At 70.4% G+C, this 18,762-nt stretch carries 22 protein-coding genes, 1 tRNA gene and 1 pseudogene; 9 read left to right on the forward strand and 15 right to left on the reverse strand.

Going from position 1 to position 18,762, the window contains the following annotated elements:
• Positions 1–3: 3 nt before the first annotated feature.
• The 4 genes from ACFSL4_RS24540 to ACFSL4_RS24555 form a co-directional block, all read right to left on the reverse strand.
• On the reverse strand, positions 4–240 hold the full coding sequence (locus ACFSL4_RS24540) for a hypothetical protein (RefSeq protein WP_381086902.1): 237 nt from the start codon (positions 238–240) through the stop codon (positions 4–6).
• A 705-nt stretch (positions 241–945) separates the two neighbouring features.
• Positions 946–2,244 (reverse strand): ArsB/NhaD family transporter, encoded by a 1,299-nt coding sequence (locus ACFSL4_RS24545; protein ID WP_381086905.1) that lies wholly within the window; start codon positions 2,242–2,244, stop codon positions 946–948.
• Entirely contained in the window at positions 2,241–3,494 is a 1,254-nt protein-coding gene (locus ACFSL4_RS24550; protein ID WP_381086908.1) for a cation:proton antiporter, read from the reverse strand. Before ACFSL4_RS24550 ends, ACFSL4_RS24545 begins: the two co-directional genes overlap by 4 nt.
• A 191-nt stretch (positions 3,495–3,685) precedes the next feature.
• Positions 3,686–4,123, reverse strand: a complete 438-nt coding sequence (locus tag ACFSL4_RS24555) for a CBS domain-containing protein (protein WP_381086911.1) — start codon at positions 4,121–4,123, stop codon at positions 3,686–3,688.
• A 92-nt stretch (positions 4,124–4,215) separates the two neighbouring features.
• On the opposite strand from ACFSL4_RS24555, the pseudogene ACFSL4_RS24560 reads away from it, so the two are divergent.
• The 4 genes and pseudogenes from ACFSL4_RS24560 to ACFSL4_RS24575 all read left to right on the forward strand — a co-directional run.
• Positions 4,216–4,605 (forward strand): annotated as a pseudogene (locus tag ACFSL4_RS24560) (helix-turn-helix domain-containing protein); the annotation flags it as partial.
• A 188-nt stretch (positions 4,606–4,793) separates the two neighbouring features.
• The gene (locus ACFSL4_RS24565; RefSeq protein WP_381086914.1) at positions 4,794–5,549 is read left to right on the forward strand and encodes a hypothetical protein; all 756 of its coding nucleotides are present in this window, start codon (positions 4,794–4,796) and stop codon (positions 5,547–5,549) included.
• Positions 5,550–6,262: 713 nt separating this feature from the next.
• On the forward strand, positions 6,263–6,742 hold the full coding sequence (locus ACFSL4_RS24570) for a cation:proton antiporter regulatory subunit (protein WP_381086917.1): 480 nt from the start codon (positions 6,263–6,265) through the stop codon (positions 6,740–6,742).
• Between the two features lie 4 nt (positions 6,743–6,746).
• On the forward strand, positions 6,747–7,922 hold the full coding sequence (locus ACFSL4_RS24575; RefSeq protein WP_381086919.1) for a cation:proton antiporter: 1,176 nt from the start codon (positions 6,747–6,749) through the stop codon (positions 7,920–7,922).
• Positions 7,923–8,187: 265 nt separating this feature from the next.
• Here the strand turns inward: ACFSL4_RS24575 and ACFSL4_RS24580 are convergent, their stop codons facing one another.
• From ACFSL4_RS24580 to ACFSL4_RS24590, 3 genes are all read right to left on the reverse strand, one after another.
• Positions 8,188–8,706 (reverse strand): HAD domain-containing protein, encoded by a 519-nt coding sequence (locus tag ACFSL4_RS24580; RefSeq protein ID WP_381086922.1) that lies wholly within the window; start codon positions 8,704–8,706, stop codon positions 8,188–8,190.
• Positions 8,707–8,946: 240 nt separating this feature from the next.
• Positions 8,947–9,297, reverse strand: a complete 351-nt coding sequence (locus ACFSL4_RS24585; protein WP_381086924.1) for a hypothetical protein — start codon at positions 9,295–9,297, stop codon at positions 8,947–8,949.
• A 224-nt stretch (positions 9,298–9,521) separates the two neighbouring features.
• Positions 9,522–9,851: a hypothetical protein gene (locus ACFSL4_RS24590; RefSeq protein WP_381086927.1), complete on the reverse strand. Its 330-nt coding sequence runs from the start codon at positions 9,849–9,851 to the stop codon at positions 9,522–9,524.
• A gap of 307 nt (positions 9,852–10,158) precedes the next feature.
• Here ACFSL4_RS24590 and ACFSL4_RS24595 point away from each other — a divergent pair, with 307 nt between their 5' ends.
• The gene (locus ACFSL4_RS24595) at positions 10,159–10,347 is read left to right on the forward strand and encodes a hypothetical protein (protein ID WP_381086930.1); all 189 of its coding nucleotides are present in this window, start codon (positions 10,159–10,161) and stop codon (positions 10,345–10,347) included.
• Between the two features lie 379 nt (positions 10,348–10,726).
• Here ACFSL4_RS24595 and ACFSL4_RS24600 read toward each other — a convergent pair whose 3' ends face one another.
• The 6 genes from ACFSL4_RS24600 to ACFSL4_RS24625 all read right to left on the reverse strand — a co-directional run bounded on the left by ACFSL4_RS24600 (position 10,727) and on the right by ACFSL4_RS24625 (position 12,816).
• Entirely contained in the window at positions 10,727–11,029 is a 303-nt protein-coding gene (locus ACFSL4_RS24600; RefSeq protein WP_381086933.1) for a hypothetical protein, read from the reverse strand.
• Positions 11,026–11,766 carry a GntR family transcriptional regulator gene (locus tag ACFSL4_RS24605; RefSeq protein ID WP_381086936.1) on the reverse strand — a complete coding sequence of 247 codons (741 nt, stop codon included), beginning with the start codon at positions 11,764–11,766 and terminating at the stop codon, positions 11,026–11,028. Before ACFSL4_RS24605 ends, ACFSL4_RS24600 begins: the two co-directional genes overlap by 4 nt.
• 8 nt (positions 11,767–11,774) lie before the next feature.
• Positions 11,775–11,999 carry a hypothetical protein gene (locus tag ACFSL4_RS24610; RefSeq protein ID WP_381086939.1) on the reverse strand — a complete coding sequence of 75 codons (225 nt, stop codon included), beginning with the start codon at positions 11,997–11,999 and terminating at the stop codon, positions 11,775–11,777.
• Complete coding sequence (locus ACFSL4_RS24615) at positions 11,996–12,199, reverse strand: hypothetical protein (protein WP_381086942.1); 204 nt, start codon at positions 12,197–12,199, stop codon at positions 11,996–11,998. Before ACFSL4_RS24615 ends, ACFSL4_RS24610 begins: the two co-directional genes overlap by 4 nt.
• A complete protein-coding gene (locus ACFSL4_RS24620) occupies positions 12,199–12,396 on the reverse strand; it encodes a hypothetical protein (RefSeq protein WP_381086945.1) in 198 nt (65 codons plus the stop codon). Before ACFSL4_RS24620 ends, ACFSL4_RS24615 begins: the two co-directional genes overlap by 1 nt.
• Before the next feature lie 135 nt (positions 12,397–12,531).
• Entirely contained in the window at positions 12,532–12,816 is a 285-nt protein-coding gene (locus ACFSL4_RS24625; protein WP_381086948.1) for a hypothetical protein, read from the reverse strand.
• 77 nt (positions 12,817–12,893) lie between these two features.
• Here ACFSL4_RS24625 and ACFSL4_RS24630 point away from each other — a divergent pair, with 77 nt between their 5' ends.
• Positions 12,894–13,649 carry a GntR family transcriptional regulator gene (locus tag ACFSL4_RS24630; RefSeq protein WP_381086951.1) on the forward strand — a complete coding sequence of 252 codons (756 nt, stop codon included), beginning with the start codon at positions 12,894–12,896 and terminating at the stop codon, positions 13,647–13,649.
• A 165-nt stretch (positions 13,650–13,814) separates the two neighbouring features.
• Here ACFSL4_RS24630 and ACFSL4_RS24635 read toward each other — a convergent pair.
• A tRNA-Ser gene (locus ACFSL4_RS24635) sits at positions 13,815–13,899 on the reverse strand.
• Between the two features lie 284 nt (positions 13,900–14,183).
• On the opposite strand from ACFSL4_RS24635, the gene ACFSL4_RS24640 reads away from it, so the two are divergent.
• Positions 14,184–14,711: a DUF6584 family protein gene (locus tag ACFSL4_RS24640; protein WP_381086954.1), complete on the forward strand. Its 528-nt coding sequence runs from the start codon at positions 14,184–14,186 to the stop codon at positions 14,709–14,711.
• Positions 14,712–15,184: 473 nt separating this feature from the next.
• Here ACFSL4_RS24640 and ACFSL4_RS24645 read toward each other — a convergent pair whose 3' ends face one another.
• Entirely contained in the window at positions 15,185–16,669 is a 1,485-nt protein-coding gene (locus ACFSL4_RS24645) for a S1C family serine protease (protein ID WP_381086957.1), read from the reverse strand.
• Positions 16,670–16,949: 280 nt separating this feature from the next.
• Here ACFSL4_RS24645 and ACFSL4_RS24650 point away from each other — a divergent pair, with 280 nt between their 5' ends.
• Positions 16,950–17,759: a glycerophosphodiester phosphodiesterase gene (locus ACFSL4_RS24650; protein ID WP_381086959.1), complete on the forward strand. Its 810-nt coding sequence runs from the start codon at positions 16,950–16,952 to the stop codon at positions 17,757–17,759.
• A 194-nt stretch (positions 17,760–17,953) separates the two neighbouring features.
• Positions 17,954–18,496, forward strand: a complete 543-nt coding sequence (locus tag ACFSL4_RS24655; protein WP_381086962.1) for an ATP-binding protein — start codon at positions 17,954–17,956, stop codon at positions 18,494–18,496.
• Positions 18,497–18,762: the final 266 nt, after the last annotated feature.

Raw genomic sequence — 18,762 nt, forward strand, 5'->3', positions numbered from 1 at the left:
TGGTCAGCGCCATGAGGATGACGACCGGCTCCTCCGCTCGATCAGATAGGCACTCCACCGACGGCGCAGCCAGTCACCGGCTTCCCCGACGGCGACCAGCAACCCGGCGGAAGCGGCACATGCCGTGGGGGCGGCTGGCTGATCCAGGGCCTGGCCCAGGAGCCACAGGGCCAGGGTGATCAGCAGCCACCAGACGGTGAGCGACAGGGCCAGCCGCCGGTGGCGGGCGAGGCGGGTCATGAGGCGGTGGCCCTGGTACGCCGGGTGGCGGCGACCGGCACGACGCACCCAGCGGCTGTCGGTCCCCCGGCGGGGGCGGTGACGACCGGGGTGTTCAAGGGCGGGGCGTCGGCCTGGCGGGGGATCGTGCCGAGATGCGCCGCAGAGCTGACGGCGGGCAAGACCGATGCGCCGCAGGGGCGCATCGGGGCCGGACGAGCATGCGGCCGCCGCGGTGGGCGGCCAATGAGAAAGGCGACGCCGGCGGGGAGCAGGGTGAGGAAGAAGAGGACGAGGCCGGTCCACCGGATCATGGGTGCCAGGGCTCCTGTCGGGTCGGTCTGGCTCGTTGCGGGAGCCGGGGGTCGCGCCCGCCGTGCGTCGTGGCTCCCCGACGCCGGATGTGCTCGTGCAGGCGCCGGGACGGGCGCCGGTGCAGGTCGTACGGGCCTGCTCCTCGGTGTACCGGCAGGTCACCATGGTTCATGGCCGGTGCGTGTGGTGGTGGACCGCCGCACGGCCCCGCGGTGCAAAGGCGGTCGGGTGTCCTCGCCTCCCGCTGTCACGGTCGGCATCGACATGGTCGTCCTCGCCGAAGTGCCCTGTGACGGCTCCGCCGAGGGCCAAACGCCGCGTTGGCTGACGTCCGGTGCCACGGACCTCGACGGCGTCGGGCCGGAGGGGGCCGGGCGGCGTCGGAGTGGCCGTCACGGCAGCACCCGGCGGTCACGAGAACGCGAAGTAGCGCAGCCACACGTAGACCAGGGAGATGGCCACGGTCACGCCGGTCACGACGAGGCCGTACTTGGTGAACTGCCAGAAGGAGATGGGCTGCCGGTTGCGTTCGGCTATCCCGAGGACCACGACGTTCGCGGAGGCGCCGATCGCGGTGGCGTTGCCGCCCAGGTCGGCGCCCAGCGCGAGCGCCCACCACAGGACGTGGTCGCTCGCCCCGCCCATGCCGCGCACCAGGTCGCTGGTGATGGGGGCCATGGTGGCGACGTACGGGATGTTGTCGACGATGCCCGACAGCACCGCCGACCCCCCGAGCAGGGTGAGCGAGCCGCCCAGCTCGTTGCCGCCGATGGCGTCCGCCAGCCGCCGGGAGACCTCGCTGACGACGCCGGTGTCGATCAGGCCGCCGATCATGACGAACAGACCGGCGAAGAAGGCGAGTGTGGGCCACTCCACCTCGGCCAGGACCTCCTGCGTCTCGACGGCCGACACGGCGACGAGGAGCCCCGCGCCGAGCAGGGCCACGACGCTGGGCTGGTAGTGAAGGACCGGATGGAGGACGAAGCCGGCCACGACCGCGGCCAGGACGATGAGTCCCTGGACGAGCAGCCTCGGGTCCTTGATCGCCTCGCGCTCCTCCAGGGCCATGATCTCGGCGGCTCGGTCTTCGTCGTAGACGAAGGACCTGCGGAACATCACCCGGCAGAGCAGGAGGAGCACGGCCACCAGCACGGTGGCGAGCGGGGCGAGGTGGATGAGGAAGTCGTTGAAGGCGAGGCCGGCCCGGCTGGAGATGATGATGTTGGGCGGGTCGCCGACCAGGGTCGCGGTGCCGCCGATGTTCGAGGCCATGACCTCGGCGATGAGGAACGGGGCTGCGGGCAGCGCGAGGCGTTCGCAGACCAGCAGGGTGACCGGGACGATCAGCAGGACCGTGGTGACGTTGTCCAGCAGCGCGGAGGCCACGGCCGTGATGACCACCAGCATGGCCATCACCCGGAACGGCCTGCCCTGGGCCCGCTTCACCGACCAGATCGCCAGGTACTCGAACATGCCGGTCCGCTTCAGCACGCCGACGATCACCATCATGCCCATCAGCAGGAAGATGACGTTCCAGTCGATGCCCGAGTCCTCGGAGTAGAACGCCGAGACGTCGTCGGTCGCCCCGATCGCCAGCATCAGGCCCGCGCCGCCGAGGGCAACGGCGACGCGGTGGATCTTCTCGCTGATGATCAGGGCGTAGGCGCCGACGAAGACGACGATCGCAGCCCAGCTGTGCCAGTCGTTCACGTTCCTCCGGTCTTTGCGTGGGCCGACGGGGCCGCGGTCGGGGAGACGTCCGCGTCGTCGCGTCCGTCCGGGATGCCCGCCAGGTCCTCCACATCGAAGGCGCGGGCGATCGGCACGTCCGTGGAGCTGTGGGCGACGATAGAGAAGGCGATGCAGACGGCGATCAGGGTGAACGCCTCCTCGGCCTGCGGAATGCCGGCCCGCAGCACCAGCAGCCCGTACACCACCGACGCGAAGCCCTTCGGGCCGAACCAGGCCGCCACGAGCTTCTCCCGCTGGGAGAGGCGCGTGCCGATCAGCGACAGCAGCAGCGAGGCCGGACGGATCAGGAAGATCGCCAGGATCACCGCCGCGTACCCGCCGAGCGACAGGTCGCCGAACAGCTGCGGGGTCAGCAGCGCGCCGAACACCAGCAGCGCCGCGAACTTCGCCAGTTCCGCCAGCGCCTCACCCAGCGGCTCGAAGGACGTCTGCGCCTCCGGGGAGACGTGCGCGAGGGCCGCGCCCGCCGAGAACGCCGCCAGGTACGGGTTGGCGTGCGTGAGGTGACAGGTCGCGTACAGGATGATACCGGTCGCCAGCGGCAGCAGCGGCTGCAGTTTGGGCTCCGCGCCCAGCAGCCGGAAGCGCACCAACCCGTTGACGGCCAAGGGCAGCGCGACACCCAAGAGCAGGCCGAGCATCAGTTCCACCGCGATCACCCCGGGAGACGCCTCCGGGTCGGCGGCCATCGGACCGGCTGCGGCAATGAGGATCATCACAACGGGCAGCGCGAGTCCGTCATTGATGCCGCTTTCGACGTTCAGCAGCTGACGCAGCTTGGCCGGGACCTCGCTGCGGCCCACGATCGCCGACGCGAACACCGGGTCGGTCGGCGCCAGCACCGCGCCCACCAGGAACGACGTCGTCCAGTCCAGGCCCACCAGGAAGTGGGTGACCAGCGCCATGAAGACGAACGCGAGGGGCATGCCCAGGCCGAGGGCCCGCGCCGGGTTCCTCCAGTTGGCCCGCAGCTTCGGCAGCGAGACGTGCATCCCGTCGGTGAACAGCACCGCGAACAGGGCCAGGTCGGCCGTCACGGACACGATCCCGCTGTCCGGAGTGATGTGGATCAGCCCGAGGAAACCATCGCTGACGAGCGCGCCACCGACCAGGAAGAGCAGGGACGTGGACAGCACCGTCCGTGCCGCAAGGCCCGACAACAACACCGCCACCAGCAGCGCGACGCCGAACACCACCACCAGCACCATGGCCCACGCCCCGATCGGAAGAGAGAACTGTCCTCAACTCGCCGACCAGGCTTCCCGGCACACCGGAAGGAACCTTACCTGCCCTTGATATGTCTTTGACAGGCCCGTTACCCGCACCCCTCGGGGGCATACATTGCCGGGATCCGGCAACCCAGGCACCTCCGAAACCTTCACGAGGCGGCGGTCAGACGTCAATCCAGCAAGCGGACGGCGGTGATCACGCCGAGCAGCCGCTTGCCGGCCCTGTCCTCATCCACCACCGCCACCAACAAGCTGCGGGCCCGCGCCATCAGCGCGGCGACCTCCGGCACGGTCGCATCGGACTCGGCCACCGGTGGCGCCGGCACGCTCCCCGACAGGCAATCACGCACCGTGCGGCCCTTGAGCACCCAAAACAGCCGGTCGGCGTGGCGCTCGTCGACCACAGCGGCCGGCGTCGGATCGTCGATGACGTACGCCGGCACCAGGATCCTGATCCTCTGGGAGGCCGGCAGGACCGCCGTCGGCGCGCCCTCCTCGTCGACGACGAGCGCGGGCACCTTCTCTTCGGCCATCAGCCGTGCCGTCGCCACGGCGTCCGTGTCGACGCAGACGGTCGCGCGCTCCACCGCCGGCTCACGTGCCCGCACGGTCGGCTCCTGGTTCGTTCCGTGTGCCGTCGGGAGAAAGGGTCACACGATCACGCCACTTGGACCGGCCACCGCGCGGAGATTCCCGATCCATCGACGACCTCCCCTACGGCCGCAGCGACTTGGGCCGCCCGTCGTACGAGCCGAACGCTTCGGGCTGCGCCTGTCCCCCACCCACGCCGTCGCCGTCGCCGCCGTCGCCGTCGAAGGCACCGTCGCTGACGCCGAGGGCAGCGCGGTGCCCCGGCAGGTGGAGCAGTCGCTGCCGGGCCGCTTCGGCAACCGCAGTGTCCTGCTCACCACCGAGGACGCCGGCTGCTGTGCATCGCCCCGGCCACGGGGAGCACGCGGACCATGACCTACCGCCTGGAACGCATCCACCAGCTCACCGGCGCCGGCCCGGCCGACCCGGCCCACCGCTACACGCTCCAGACCGCCGTCATCGGCGCCGACTGCTGGACTGGCCCGCCAAGCAGCTCTGACGGCAACGCCCGGAAGAGGCGTGCCGGCGGGTACGAAGCCGGACGGTATCGGGACGGGACACTCGGGCACCCGGGGATCACGCGGTGCGGACGCCCCGTCGACGTTGCCCGTGTGCGGCAATGTCCTGGTCCTGAAACTGCAGCACGGGCCTCTGCCCGCACGGAGCCGGACGGGCCATGCTGAACCGATGGTCCGCATCAGCCACTCGGTGGTCGTCGAGTCCGTGCCCCGACTCTGGTTCGAGCAGGCTCTCCGCGTGCTGCACGGCGTGGCGCGGGAGACCCGCGCCGAGGGCGGGCGGGTACTGCTTCCCGACGGACGGGCTGTGCCCGATGTGCGGCTGGCAGAGGGGTGCCATCTGTCGCCCGGCGCGGTGTACGAGTTGGAGGACGAGCAGGAGCACGTACGCCTCACTGTGCGGCAGTGGGGCAGCGCCCCAGCCCTGCGCCTGGAACACGCGCTCGCGGGCAGGGGCGTGATCGTGGTCCTGGAAGCCTCACTGCGCGATGTCGACCGCCCCGTCCAGACCGAAATCAGTGGCTCCGTGCAGGTCCACGGCCGATGGCAGTCGCTGAGGCGTGCGAACGGCGGCGCCCGCGTCGACCTGCGTTCCTGGTGGAAGGCGGCTACGGGACGGCGCCCGGCCGGCGCACCGTTCGAGGCCCGTGTCAGACACCGTCTCGCCAGGGCCACCTTGCGGGCGACGCCCCGGCCACACGGCGACGGCCGGTGGGAGGTGCGGCTCGTCCTGTCGCTGCGCGGACGCTCCCTACTGCGTCCGGTGGCCGCGGCCGGCCTCCTGTTGCGCCGTCGGCGCCTGCGCCAGGTCTTCGCCGAAGCAGTGGAGGAAACGGCCCGCCAGTGGAACCGGACCGTTCCCCAAGCCGTGGCCCACGACGCGAGCCGGCTACTCGAACGAGTCCTGGACGCGGCTGCCTCCTGATCGGCTCCACCGGTGGCGCGCAAGGTTTTCAGGCCGTCTCGGGATCGTTCTCCTTGAGCGGATCGGCAGCGGCGTCCGGTCACCTGGAAAGCAGCCGCCCCGGTCCGGCGGGCGATTCCGTCCGCGCTGCTTCCTAGCGCCCGCAGCCTGAACCGGCGCCGATGCGGCTACGCGTGGGTGTGGCTGTCCGGCGGCGGGCCGAGGATCTCGATGCGGTGGCGTGCGGCGGCGTGGCCGAGAGCCGCGGGGCCGATGGGCTCCGGCTCGAAGGCCGCGTCGCCTCGCCAGGTGGTGGACCAGGCACTGGCGGGCGACGACGAAGCATAGTGCTGTGACCGTCCTCCAGCCCCCGCGGCGCACGACCGGCCACGACTGCCGGCCCCTCTCCCTGGCCGGTCCGCGCCCACGGTCCGTCCCGCGACCGCACCTTCAGCGGTCGGCCACGTCGCACCGGGGACACACGCCGATTGCAGGTCCGCTGCCAGTCGCTGGAGGCTCGGCTCCAGATCTACGCAACGGCCCCGAACCTGCTGTCACTGGAGCATGCCGTCCTGCCCGGGGTACGCGCTGGATCCCCGAGATCCGCGTCCTGCCCGGACGCCGGGAACCACCCGCCCAGCCCACGACAAACTGGACCTCCGCCCATGACAAAACCCTCGACGCCCGCCTCGTGTATGTGCGTGACGGCTCGGGGGTGAGGTGATGATGGGTGGATGGACGTCAACGAGGTGCTGCTGCCCGGGGTGGGGCTGCGTTACGAGTTCGTCAACCATGACGGCGACCGCATCGGTGTCGTGGCCCGGCGGTCGGGCGACTTCGAACTGGTGGTGTACGAGGGTGTGGATCCGGACGAGGCGCGGGCGGTGCTCCGGCTCACCGGAGAGGAGGCCGACACCCTCGCCGAGATTCTGGGCGCCCCGCGCATCGCCGAACGGTTCGCCGATCTCACCAAGGAGGTGCCCGGGCTCAGCGCCGGGCAGGTCGAGGTGCGCGCAGGTACGCCGTTCGCCGACCGTCCGCTGGGGGAGACCAGGGCCCGGACGCGGACCGGTGCGTCGATCGTGGCGATCGTGCGGGGCGAGGAGGTGATCCCCTCGCCGGGGCCCGGGCAGGTGCTGCGCGCCGGGGACGTGTTGGTGGTGATCGGAACCCACGACGGGATTGCCGCGGTGGAACAGATCGTCCGGGGCTGAGAAGGTGCCGATCTCGGTCGCCCTGCTGCTGGAGCTGGGAATCATCCTGGCCGTGCTGAGTCTGCTCGGAGCGCTGGCGCGGCGTTTCGCGCTGTCGCCCATCCCGCTCTACCTCCTGGCCGGGCTGGCGCTGGGCGAGGGAGGCATCGCCCCCGTTCCGGCGGCCAGTGCGTTCGTGGAGACCGGGGCGGGCATCGGGGTGGTGCTGTTGCTGCTGGTGCTCGGTCTTGAGTTCACCGTGAGGGAGTTCACGGTCAGTCTGCGCCGCCACCTGCCCTCCGCGGTGGTCGATCTGGTGCTGAACGCGGTTCCCGGAGCGGTGGCGGGATGGCTGTTCGGGCTGGATGCCGGCGGGATCCTGGCCCTCGCGGGTGTGACCTACATCTCCTCCTCGGGCATCATCGCCAGGCTCCTCGGTGACCTGCGGCGACTGGGCAACCGGGAGACCCCGGCGGTGCTGTCCGTGCTGGTGCTGGAGGACTTCGCGATGGCCGCGTACCTTCCGCTGCTCGCCGTCGTCGCGGCCGGTGGCACGTGGCGGCAGGCGCTGCTGGGAGTGCTGCTGGCCCTCGGCGCGGTGCTGGCCGCGCTCACCGTGTCGTACTGGTGGGGACATCACCTGGGACGGCTGCTGTCGCACCCGGAGGCGGAGCAGCTGCTGCTGAGGGTGCTGGGTGTGACGCTGATCGTCGCGGCTGTGGCCGAGGTCGTCCACGTCTCCGCGGCGGTCGGGGCCTTCCTCGTCGGGCTGTCGCTCACGGGCAAGACGGCGGACCGGGCGCGGGAGGTGCTGAGCCCGCTGCGGGACCTCTTCGCCGCGGTGTTCTTCCTCGCCATCGGGCTGTCCGTCCGCCCGGGCTCGCTGGTTCCGGTGCTTCCCGGCGCTCTGCTTCTGGCCCTGGTCACCGCCGTGACGAAGGTGGCGTCCGGCTGGTATGCCGCGCGACGGGAGGGCGCGGGGCGCCGGGGACGGCTGCGGGCCGGGACCGCGCTCATCGCCCGCGGCGAGTTCTCCATCGTCATCGTCGGCCTGGTCGGTGTGCGCCATGACCGGCTCGGTGCCCTCGTGGCCGCCTATGTGCTCCTGCTCGCCGTGGCCGGGCCCGTGATCACCCGCTTCGCCGGCGCACGCCCTGCCGGCGCGGCCCGCCCACGGCACACCGGCGCGAAGGTGCGCTGAGCACCCCGGGCGGCAGGACAGGGCCCGATGGCCGAGTCGGCTACATCGGCTGGTGGCGCAGGCGTTTGTCGGCGGCGACGACGAGCGTCGAGACGCCCCTTCCGCGCCCAGGCAATGTGGGCGGGACGGGGGAACTTCACGTTTGACATCCACCGCTGACATCAACGACGCCAGACACAGGGGTACCCCAGCGTCCCTGTCCGACCGTCGCCCCAGTCGCCGACCGAAGCCGGAGCGGGCCCGGATCGAACTCCTAATGCGGTGTTCATCTCGGTATGACGAGACGGAGCCAGTCGGTGAGCGCGGCAAAGTCGGCGTCCATGAGGCCCTTGGCCGGATCGACGCGATGGAGCAATGACGGCCCGCAATGACTGGCGTCGACCCATAGGCGGTCCATGGCGCTGATCTCGTCGTCGATCCAGATGAAGGGTCGGCCGTTGGCCCACTCCACGAGATGGTGGGTCTTCCAGTGCAGGCCGCGCGGGCCCTCGTCGGCGCAGGATGCCGGCCACTCCACCACGGGCAGCCTCGGCAGTCCGATGCGTGGGGAGACGACCTCGTTCGCTTCCTCCATCCAGGTCGTAGCCCACACGAGATGACATCCCAGGGCGGTGAGGCGCGATCCGAGCTGAGGGTCGAGTCGCGTCAGCAGTGGGTTTCCCTGACCGCCGGACGTCGAGGCGTCAGCGACTGTGGCCTGTGGGTGACCGGACGACGACCCGAACGGGATCAGCGGACCATCGACGTCAGGGAAGAGGAAGGGACGCTCCGTCGCGCTAGTCACGGCGGCACAATAGCTCGGTGTGGGAGGCAGCGAATCCTCATTGCTGGGCCGTCTCTGGGCCGTCCGAGGGTGCTCGACAGTGGTCAATGGCAACCAACAACGACCACCAAGCGAACGAGCCCACCGCTCCTGAGCAGCGAAAACGCAGGTCACCAAGATCCCCGGCAAGATCCAGGGCAAGAAGAAGTAGGCATGACTCTGCCGTGGGAGGGCCCTGGACTGGCCCCGGACAGGGTCTTTTCAGTCCAGGTCCTCTTCCGGCCCCACGTGACGCAGCGTCGTACGGTACTCGCCCGTGCTCACAAGATGGTCGATGACACGAACCATGGCGGGGATGCCCGGATCGCGGACGATCAGGCCATCCCAGACCCAGAAGTAGCTGCCGTCCAGGCACTCACCCGTGTCACGCCAGCGGTCCATGTCCTGCCGCACCACATCCAGGGTGTACACAGTGCCGGACCAGCGGTCGCCATCGTCGAGGATCACCCACATGTCAACGTCGTCCACCTCTGCCAGGTCCTCACCCGCGCCAGGCACGAAACAGATCTCGTAGCCTTCGCGTCGCACCCGGTAGAACGGCCCGTCCCACATGTCCGCCCCTCCCTGCGCCAAGCCGAGGATACGCAGAGGGCTCAGGGGCGTACCGGATGGCGTCCTGCTGTGCACGCCACGAAGCCGACGCCCAGCGGAGATCTTCGGCACTCAGTTCAAGTGCATCGATCGCGTTAACGCAGCTGAGTGTCCAACTGCGTGACAACCACGGCGGACCGTGACGAACAACGGCGGACGCATGCAGACTCATTCCCCGGCTCCGTTCAGGGCGAGGGCGTGAAGCCGGCGGACCGGTCGAGGTGGAACGCGGAGCCCGGAGCCGTCGGGATCCACCCCTCGCTCAGAGCGAGCCGGACCACCGCGGCAACGTCTGAGGGCAGGACCGGCTCAGCCTCGCGGCCGAACCAGTTGCTCGGATGCGGCTGGTCGGTCGTCACCACGAGCGTTGCCCCGGGGGTGCCCGCCTGCTCGACCGCGAACGTGCACGGCGACCTGGCCAAGCCCTGGTCGTACGTCGGCCTGCCCCGCAGCCGCCAGCGGTACACCGTCCCATCGACGACGATCCGTCGCGACCCCTTACGAACCAGTGCCATGGCACCTCCTCGACACCGAGGAGGCTAGCGGCTCCAGCACCGCCGTCCGTCTCATTTTCCGTCTCATTCAGCACCGTTCACGGTCGTTCAGACGAGGCCCGAAGCCGCCCCCCGCCGCAACGGCCGACCACCCATGAACGCAGGTGAACGCTCCCGCCCGCAGCCCAGCACCCCACCACCACAGTTGGAAAGCGTGTGGGTCGGCAGCTGGATACTCCATCGCCAGTCGGTGGATGCGTGCGTATGGTCACGCCGTCGGGGGACGACTCGCTCAGAGACGTCGAACGTTGCGGATAACAGGGGGACCATGACCAGGCGACGCTACGTGGCCAGGGGTGTGCCCGGTGGCTACCGGCTCTGGGACAACCAAGGACGTCGATGGTGGGGCGATCTCTACGAGTTGTGCCCTGACGACCTCTTGGCCGAGCTCAACGGCCAGGCAGACCACGCACGGATCACCACGCTAATGAAGCGCTACAGGGCTCAGAAGCGATAGACAGCGATAGGGCGTGGACGGCCAAAGGCCCGCGCCACAACCGCACCTGATAGAGCAGAGAACGGCGGGAAACGACGGGGGACGGACGGACCGGTCGCCGCACCCCCTGTGGTCGTGTCGGCGGTCGGCAACGTGGCTGAGGCCGGTGGGGGTGCAGCGAGGCATACGCGTGCCTGGTCGGTCGGCGCACCCGCCGTCGTGGCTGACTGTCGTCGGCCGAGGTTCATGCAGCCGACCCATGGAGGCGTCCGGCACCAGTACACGGCCGCGTCAACCAGGGCTGGCGCAACGCGGCGGGGAGGGAGCCCGGACAGGTGTTCGGGTTCCCCTCCCCGTCTGGAAGGGCCATCACGGGCGGGGACCGCTCACGCCCAGTCGTTCAGATGCTGTGCGGGTCGCTCACCGCCAGGAGGTCACCGCGGCTGGTCGCGACGCGGAGGACGTCCCGCAGGGAGCCGGTCAGTTGCTGTGCCAGTCGCCGCATGTCGTCCGGGCCCGCGTTCTGGTCGTCGAGCACTTCGGAGGCTCGCTCCAGCAGCTCGGCTGCCGAGCCGAGTTGAACGGATTCGATGTTGTCGGCCAGGCGGGACATGTAGCCGCGCCGGTCGTCGGTGCTCAGGTAGCAGGGCTTGCCTTCCGGGCCCGACCACGGGAGAAGCCGCAATTCGTTCGGTGCCGTCATGCTTGCGTCTGCCTCTCATCGATCACATGGTGGGTGGTGAAGGTGGTGAAGACCGCGTCGACTCGGTCCCCGGGGAACGCCAGAAGGGCCGCTTCCATGACTCGGCCGGCGGAGTCGGTCGAGACACGGGTGACCGCGAGGACGGATGAGGTGGAGCCGATTCGGAGGGCCGAGGCTTCGTCCGGCGTCGACGGGCGGGTGCACACCGTCTCCCGGATGGCGGCCGGCGGCGGACCGAGGACGGCGAATCTCGCGAAGGCCTGCCTGCACGCGGAGTCGTCGTCGAGCACTCCGGCCGGCGCCAGGTCGCGCGGCATGTAGATGTGGGCCAGGCCGTGCGGGCTCTCCCCTTCGAGGCTGAGGCAGGAGAACTCAGCGAGAGGACTGCCGGCGGGCACCTTCAACAGGGTCGTCAGATGGGCGTGAGCCGGGACCGTGCTGCTGCGGACAGTGACGCGCAGGGCCGGCTCGGCGGCGGTCCACGGGTCCAGCGTGCCCCAGCCGCCGACGTACATGATCTTGCGGAAGGGACGGCGCACGAAGTTGCCTTTGCCGTGGATCTTCTCGACGAGACCTTCACCCTGGAGCGCCGAGAGGGCACGTCGCAGCGTCACCGTGCTGACCGCGTACCGATCGGCCAGGATGGTTTCGGACGGCAGGCGTTCGCCGGGTTGGATGCGGCCGGTCGTGATCTGCTGCCGGAGGTCGTCGGCGATGTCGTGGTGGCGAGGAGGCACGGACCCGCTCACCCCCTTCTCAGCGGCCGCACGGCGACGAGCCGGGTACGCGTGTGTATGGTCAGCAGCTCGCCCGACTCGAAGACCGGTTGCTTCGCTCCCTGGGAGAGCTGGAAGAGGTCTTTCACCCGGCAGGCTCGGCCGCCGAGTTGGATGATGTCGCCGCGTTGCACGGTGGTTGCGGTGACTTCGGCGTCGGCGACCAGGGCGCCGACGGGGGTCCGGTCGATCACCGCACCACCTCCGCGGGCGTGGACCGGCCGGGTGCCAAGTGGCACGGGCAGTCGCACGCTTCGTAGATCACCGGCACGTCGACCGGTGCCGAGGCCGGCGAGGACTCCGCGCAGGTGGGGTGTGTGCCGATCCGGCAGGCGGTCGAGCGGTAGGGGGCGGACGAGGTGCCCGTGAGGTGCGGCTGTCGGCGAGGGGGCATCAGTGGGCTCCCGCGTGGGTCGACCAGGCGTCGGTCGGCAGATGCGGGGCGACGACCACCGAACGAGTGCGCACCCGCCGTTCCCATGCCAGCACGTAGGGGCGGACGAGCGCGATGTCTTCCCCCGTGAGCACGGACCGGTGAGCCGCGACGTCGACGGGCCCCCGGCCTTGGGCGAGGAGCGACGGCGCTCCCATGCACGTGGGAGAGGCTGGGGAAGAGCCCGAGGGCCGGCAGGGCGTTAAGGGGCGGCGGTGCCTGCCCTTGGAGCAGTTCCGCACCCTGGTGAGGGAGAGGGCGCGGCGGATACGGTTGAGCACGCTGGTCAGCTCCTATCGCTGATGGCCCGGTCCCCCGACATCGCCCGTCGTGGGGACCGTTCTGCGTACGACCGCCCAGAGGGTGCGGCCGTTCAAGCTGGTGGCGAGGAGCCCGAACCGGTCGGCCTCAGCCACCACGTCCAGGACCCGCCGCCATAACTCGGCGTCGGCGGAGAGCGCTTCCGGCACCTCCGCTTCGACCGACGTGTGCCGGGGGTGTTCCTCCACTCGTGTGGACAGCCCGAGGGCGGACAGCCGGGCGGCGAGGGCCGCCGCGCTAACTCCCGAAGCGGGCACAGGCAGCCTCCGTCACGAGCGATCACTTTGAGTGAAGCTAGTTAACTAGATTAGAGCTAGTGGACTAGATTTTCCATATGCCTGAGCAGCCGCCCTATCTCCGCATCGCCGACGAACTCCGGCGGCGGATCGCGGAGCACGTGTGGGAGCCGGGAGACCGCCTGCCCTCCTGCGCCCAGATCGGCCAGGAGTGCGGTGTGGGCGAGAACGTGGTGCGCCGGGCACAGGAGCTGCTGATCTCCCAGGGCGTTCTGGAAGGCCGCGCCGGGTCGGGCACGTACGTCGCGGAGCCCCGGGAACGGGTGCGAGTTGTGCGGTCGTCGGCGCGTGAGCAGCCCACCGGGTCGCCGTTCCGGGCGGACATGAAGGCCGTCGGCAGGCACGGCGATTGGGAGAGCCGGACCGACGCCAAGGTGCCGGCGCCCGCCGACATCGCGGCGCGGCTCGGGATCGCCGAGGGCGAGCTGTGCGTCCGGACGACGTACGAGTTCCTGGCGGACGGCAGGCCGGTGCAGCTGTCGACGAGTTGGGAGCCGTACGAACTCACCGCGGGCTCTCTCGTCGTCCTCCCCGAGGGCGGACCGCACGCAGGCGCCGGGGTCGTGAACCGCATGGCCGCGATCGGGGTCACCGTCAGCCACGCCGTCGAGCAGCCGGAGCCGAGGCAGGCGACCGCCGAGGAGGCATCCCTGCTCGGCATCCAGAAGGCCGGGCTCGTCACGCACATCCGGCGGACGTACTACAGCGACGACGGCCGCCCGGTGGAGACGGCGGACATCGTGGTACCCGCCGCGCACTGCGAGATCGTCTACGAGATCCCGATCAACCGCTGACGGGCCGTGGACCGGCGGCCGGACAGTCCTCCGGACCCGTGCCCCCGGCGTGCCCCATCCGTGCCCGATCGAGCGGGAAACCAGGGGGAACAGCGGTGCCCGGCGGGCAGCGGACACGGCGACGGCCCCTGACCATACGTACTGGTCAGGAGCCGTTCACATGCGCGGTGGGTGTGGGATTTGAACCCACGGTGGCTTGCGCCACGACGGTTTTCAAGACCGTTCCCTTAGGCCGCTCGGGCAACCCACCTGCGCCCCGGCCCACCAGGGGCGGAGCGGGTACAGCGTACCGGCCTCGGGCTTCGCGCGGGGTCAGTGGTCCGCACGGGGTCCACTGGCCCTGCTCCGCTCCTGAGGGCGACGGTCACGGTCGCAGCGGTTGGCGCCCCCATGCTGCCGCATGGGCGTCTGAGGGCTGTCCCGCGAATGGCGGTGTCCTGTCAGTGAGGCTCAGCCGGCACTGTCGAGAACGAGTGCGTGCCGAGCGGGGAAACCGGTTCGACACCGGTCACCACCGTATTCGATCATGCGTTCATGCCCCTGAGAGAGACCCTTTCCCGAGTCGATGCAGACCTGGCCGCTGGCCGGGTTCCCGTCGCGCGCCAACGTTTGCGCGGTCTCGTCTCGTCCTTCCCGTACGACCTGACGCTCCGCCGGCGTCTGGCCGAGGTGTATCGGCTCTACGGCGATGCCGCCGAGGCTGGACGCTGGATGTACCTCGAAGAGGACCGCGACGCCGACGAGACCGCCGCCTTCGAGGCACGGTACGGGTCTCCCGGGTGGCGGATGAAGGCCCTCGCCTGGCGCGGCCCGGAGGCGATGGCTGCCACCTCCTTCGCAAAGGGGCAGTTGGTCACGGTGCGGACCGCCTGCGCCGAGGAGCTGGGGCACCCCGTCGACTGGGACGACCCCGCCTCCTACCGGGACGCCCTGGAGGAGGAGTACGAGGCGCCTTCCGGACCCTGGTCGGTCAGCGGTGTGCTGGCAGGCATCGGCTGCCTGGTGGGGGCCTCTGCGTTCCTTGCGGTCTGGGTGATCGGAGTCTTGGCCCTCTTCGACTGACCCAGGCCACTGGGCCCGGCGAGGAGCCCCGCTCAAGGGAGGGACAACAGCCGATCACGGTCCCACTGAATCGAAGATCTTTACCGGACGAACCCAGCGCAACCTGTCGGTCGAGCAACCACGACCATTGCCGCCCAACGCGATGGGAGACCAACTCTCAGCAATGATCACGGGAGGGGTCATCATGGCCGGTGTACTGATCAGGCGGGGGATCCCGGGGCTTCCGAGCGTCCCCCGCCAGGGCGACCGGGGTAGCTGCCCATACGAGGCGATCACCGTGGCCAAGGTCCTTCGGGCTGCCGGGGTGGACCCGGGCGCCAGAGGATCGCTGACCAGCGGGTATGCGGTTCCATGTCGCCGGGCCCGCTGAGGCCTCTCGGGCGGCCCGCCCCGTGCCCGCCGTGATCGGCGGGCACGGGGACGAAGGGAACGGCCGTATGGGCGCCCGGGTCTCCGGGGACCGGCCGCGAGGGTCAGCTGTCGCCGACGCGGGAGCCCAGGGTGAGTTCGACCGTGTGGGACTTGCCGTCACGCTCGTAGGTGACCGTGACCTTGTCGCCGGGCTGGTGGGTCCAGATCTCGCCGATCAGGGTCGGGCCGCTGTCGATCACCCTGTTGTCGAGCTTGGTGATCACATCGCCCGGCTTCAGGCCCGCCTTGTCCGCGGGGCCGCCCGATTCGACCGCGGCCGATCCGCCCACGCCCTGGTCGGTGATCTTCGCCCCGTTGGTGCTGTCCTGCAGCGAGACGGAGGCCCCGATCTTCGCGTAGACCGGCTTGCCCGTCTTGATCAGCTGCTGGGCGACGTACTTGGCCTGGTTGATCGGGATCGCGAAGCCCAGGCCGATCGAGCCGGACTGGCCACTTCCGCCCAGGCCGCCGCCGTTGGTCGACTGGATCGCCGAGTTGATGCCGATGACCGCGCCGCTCGCGTCCAGAAGGGGTCCTCCGGAGTTGCCCGGGTTGATCGAGGCGTCCGTCTGCAGGGCGTTCATGTACGAGGCCCTGCTGGTGGCGCTGCCGTCGCTGGAGGCCACCGGGCGGTTCTTGGCGCTGATGATGCCCGTGGTCACCGTGTTCGACAGGCCGAAGGGCGCGCCGATCGCGATCGTCGAGTCGCCGACCGCCACCTTGTCCGAGTCGCCGAGGGGGAGGGGCTTGAGGTCCGACGGGGCGTTCTTGAGCTTGATGACGGCGACGTCGTAGCCCTGCGCGTGCCCGATGATCTCGGCGTCGTACTTCTTGCCGTTGGGGAACGTCGCCGTGAGCTTGCCACCGTCGACCGCGTCCGCGACGACGTGGTTGTTGGTGACGATGTGTCCCTGCGTGTCGAAGACAAAGCCCGTGCCGGTGCCGCCCCGGCCGCTGGTGCTCTCGGCCTCGATCGTCACCGTGCTCGGCAGCGCGCTGGCGGCCACGTTCGCGATGGACCCGGTGGTGTGCTTGACATCACCGCCGCTGGTGGCGGCGGAGACGGTGGTCGAGCCGGTGGAGTCGTCGTTCCTGGCCAGCTGGTAGCCGATGCCGCCGCCGACGCCGCCCGCGACCAGCGCGGCGACGATGACCGCGGCGACCAGCCCGCCGCGGCCCCTCTTCGGCTTCGGGGCGGGGTCCTGGTACGAGGCGCCCCAGGCGCCGCCCGCTCCGCCGCCTCCCGTGTACGCGGGGGTGGCCGGCGGAGGCGGCGGCCAGCCCGCCTCGGCAGCCGGGGAGGCCCCGGGATGTCCCGGAGGCACGGGCGGGAGCTGCGCGGTCGGCGCGCCTTCCGGCTGCGGAGCGCCCGGGGCGGACGGTGCGCCGCCCGCGGGCGAAGTGCTCCCCGCTGCCTGGCCGGTGGCCCCTGCGGAGGGCGCGTGGCCTTGGGGAACCGCCCCCGGCGCGGAAGCAGGAGCGTCCACCGGCACGGGAGGTGCAGACGGGGCCGGGGGTACCGCAGTGCCCTCGTTCTCGGTGCTCACAGCTCTTCTCCTCATTCCACGGCTGGTCTACTGGGTCGCCCTCGCTCGCGCTCGTCCGTCCTGGGCGGCGCCGGGCGCGTTTCGGCTGTGCACGTCTTTGTGTACGCCGTCAAGCTTTTCCCACCGGGCGTCAGGGCACCATAAGCGGCGGCTGTGGGTCCCGGACCACCCTTTATATCGGACATGATGAAACAACATTCCCCATCCCCGACACCTTCCCGACGCTCTTGCATCGCCCTCCGGTCCCACACGTTCCCCTTGACGGTGGCACCATGTCGCCGTGACCCACGCACGACAGCACCCGATCCAGGTCGTAGCCCACCGCGGAGCCTCCGAAGACGCCCCCGAGCACACCCTGGCCGCGTACAGGAAGGCGATCGAGGACGGTGCCGACGCCCTCGAGTGCGACGTCCGGCTCACGGCGGACGGGCACCTGGTCTGCGTGCACGACCGACGCGTCAACCGTACGTCCAACGGCCGCGGCGCGGTCTCCGCCCTGGAGCTCGCCGACCTCGCCGCCCTGGACTTCGGCTCCTGGAAGAGCCGCGACGAGGAACCCGACTGGGAGCACCGCCCGGAGGACCGCGAGCACACCTCCGTCCTCACCCTGGAGCGCCTGCTCGAACTCGTCGCGGACGCCGGACGCCCGATCGAGATGGCCATCGAGACCAAGCATCCGACGCGCTGGGCGGGACAGGTCGAGGAGCGGCTGCTGCTTCTGCTGAAGCGGTTCGGCCTGGACGCCCCAAAGTCCCCGGGTGCGTCGTCGGTACGGATCATGAGCTTCTCGGCGCGGTCGCTGCACCGCGTGCGGGCCGCCTCCCCCACCCTGCCGACGGTCTACCTGCTGCAGTTCCTCTCCCCTCGGCTACGGGACGGGCGGCTGCCCGCGGGTGTCCGGATCGCGGGCCCTTCGATGCGGATCGTGCGCAGCAATCCGGCCTACATCACGCGCCTGAAGCAGGCCGGCCGCCAGGTGCACGTCTGGACTGTGAACGACCCCGAGGACGTGCGGCTCTGCGCCGAACTGGGCGTCGACGCCATCATCACCAACCGTCCGCGGGCGGTGCTGAGCCAGCTCGGCCGCTGAGCGACCCGCGCCCACCCGCCCCTTATTCCCCCACATAAGCAGGGAAATCGAGCCACTCGACTACGGGGAGTGCACCGGCGCGTTCGTTCCGCGTTCGACCGGTGTGAGTGCGTCCGCAGCGGGACGGGGGTCGGTTTCCGGTCCGGTCCAGGGGGGCATTCACACCGTGGCGTGGGGCGAAGGAGGTCTCGGGGGTGGCGTTGGTGGTGGCACAGGAGGTGCCCACGTCGTCAAGCATGGCCGTGCCCCATGGTCCTGCAGGCGTGGGGGAGGCACGGCACCGGATGCGCGAACAACTGCGTACCGGTGGAGTGTCGGAATCGGTCATCGATGATGCCGTATTGATTCTTTCGGAACTGCTCAGCAATGCCTGTCGCCACGGCCGACCACTCGGCGACAGCCTGGCGGGGGACGGGAACGTGCGCGCCGCGTGGCGTGTCGACGTCTCCGGACGTGTCACGGTCGAGGTGACGGACGGCGGCGGACCGACCCGTCCGGTGCCGTCGACGCCCTCGGTCACCGCGCGCGGCGGCCGCGGGCTGAACATCATCACGGCACTGGCCAAGGACTGGGGCGTACGGGACGACGTCCACGGTGAGGTCACGGTGTGGGTCATCGTCCAGGACGACGCCGCCTCGGCGAACCGGCGCGACGACTTCGCCACGCGCGTGACGGCACCCTCCGTGTCGGAGATGACGAGGCTGGACTTCTCCGACACGTTCGACGACCTGGACTGACCGGGTCCTGGGCGAGGCGTGCCTTACGCACCGGCACGAAGGGCCGCCTGGGCAAGACCCCGAGCAAGGTGCCGAGCGGGTTTCCGGGCCGGGCGCCCGGCCAGAGCTTCCGACCGGGCGCCACGAGCGCGCCGGCACGGTACGTCTGAATCGGCGTCAGGGCGGGCGGCCGCCGCGGCGACTCGGCCGGAAGCACCACGCATCCGGCTGCCCGTGCATACGGCTGGCTGCCCGTGCATACGGCTGTCCGTACGAACGCCGCCGTC

The organism is Streptomyces caeni (genome assembly GCF_042678285.1).
GTDB lineage: Bacteria > Actinomycetota > Actinomycetes > Streptomycetales > Streptomycetaceae > Streptomyces > Streptomyces caeni.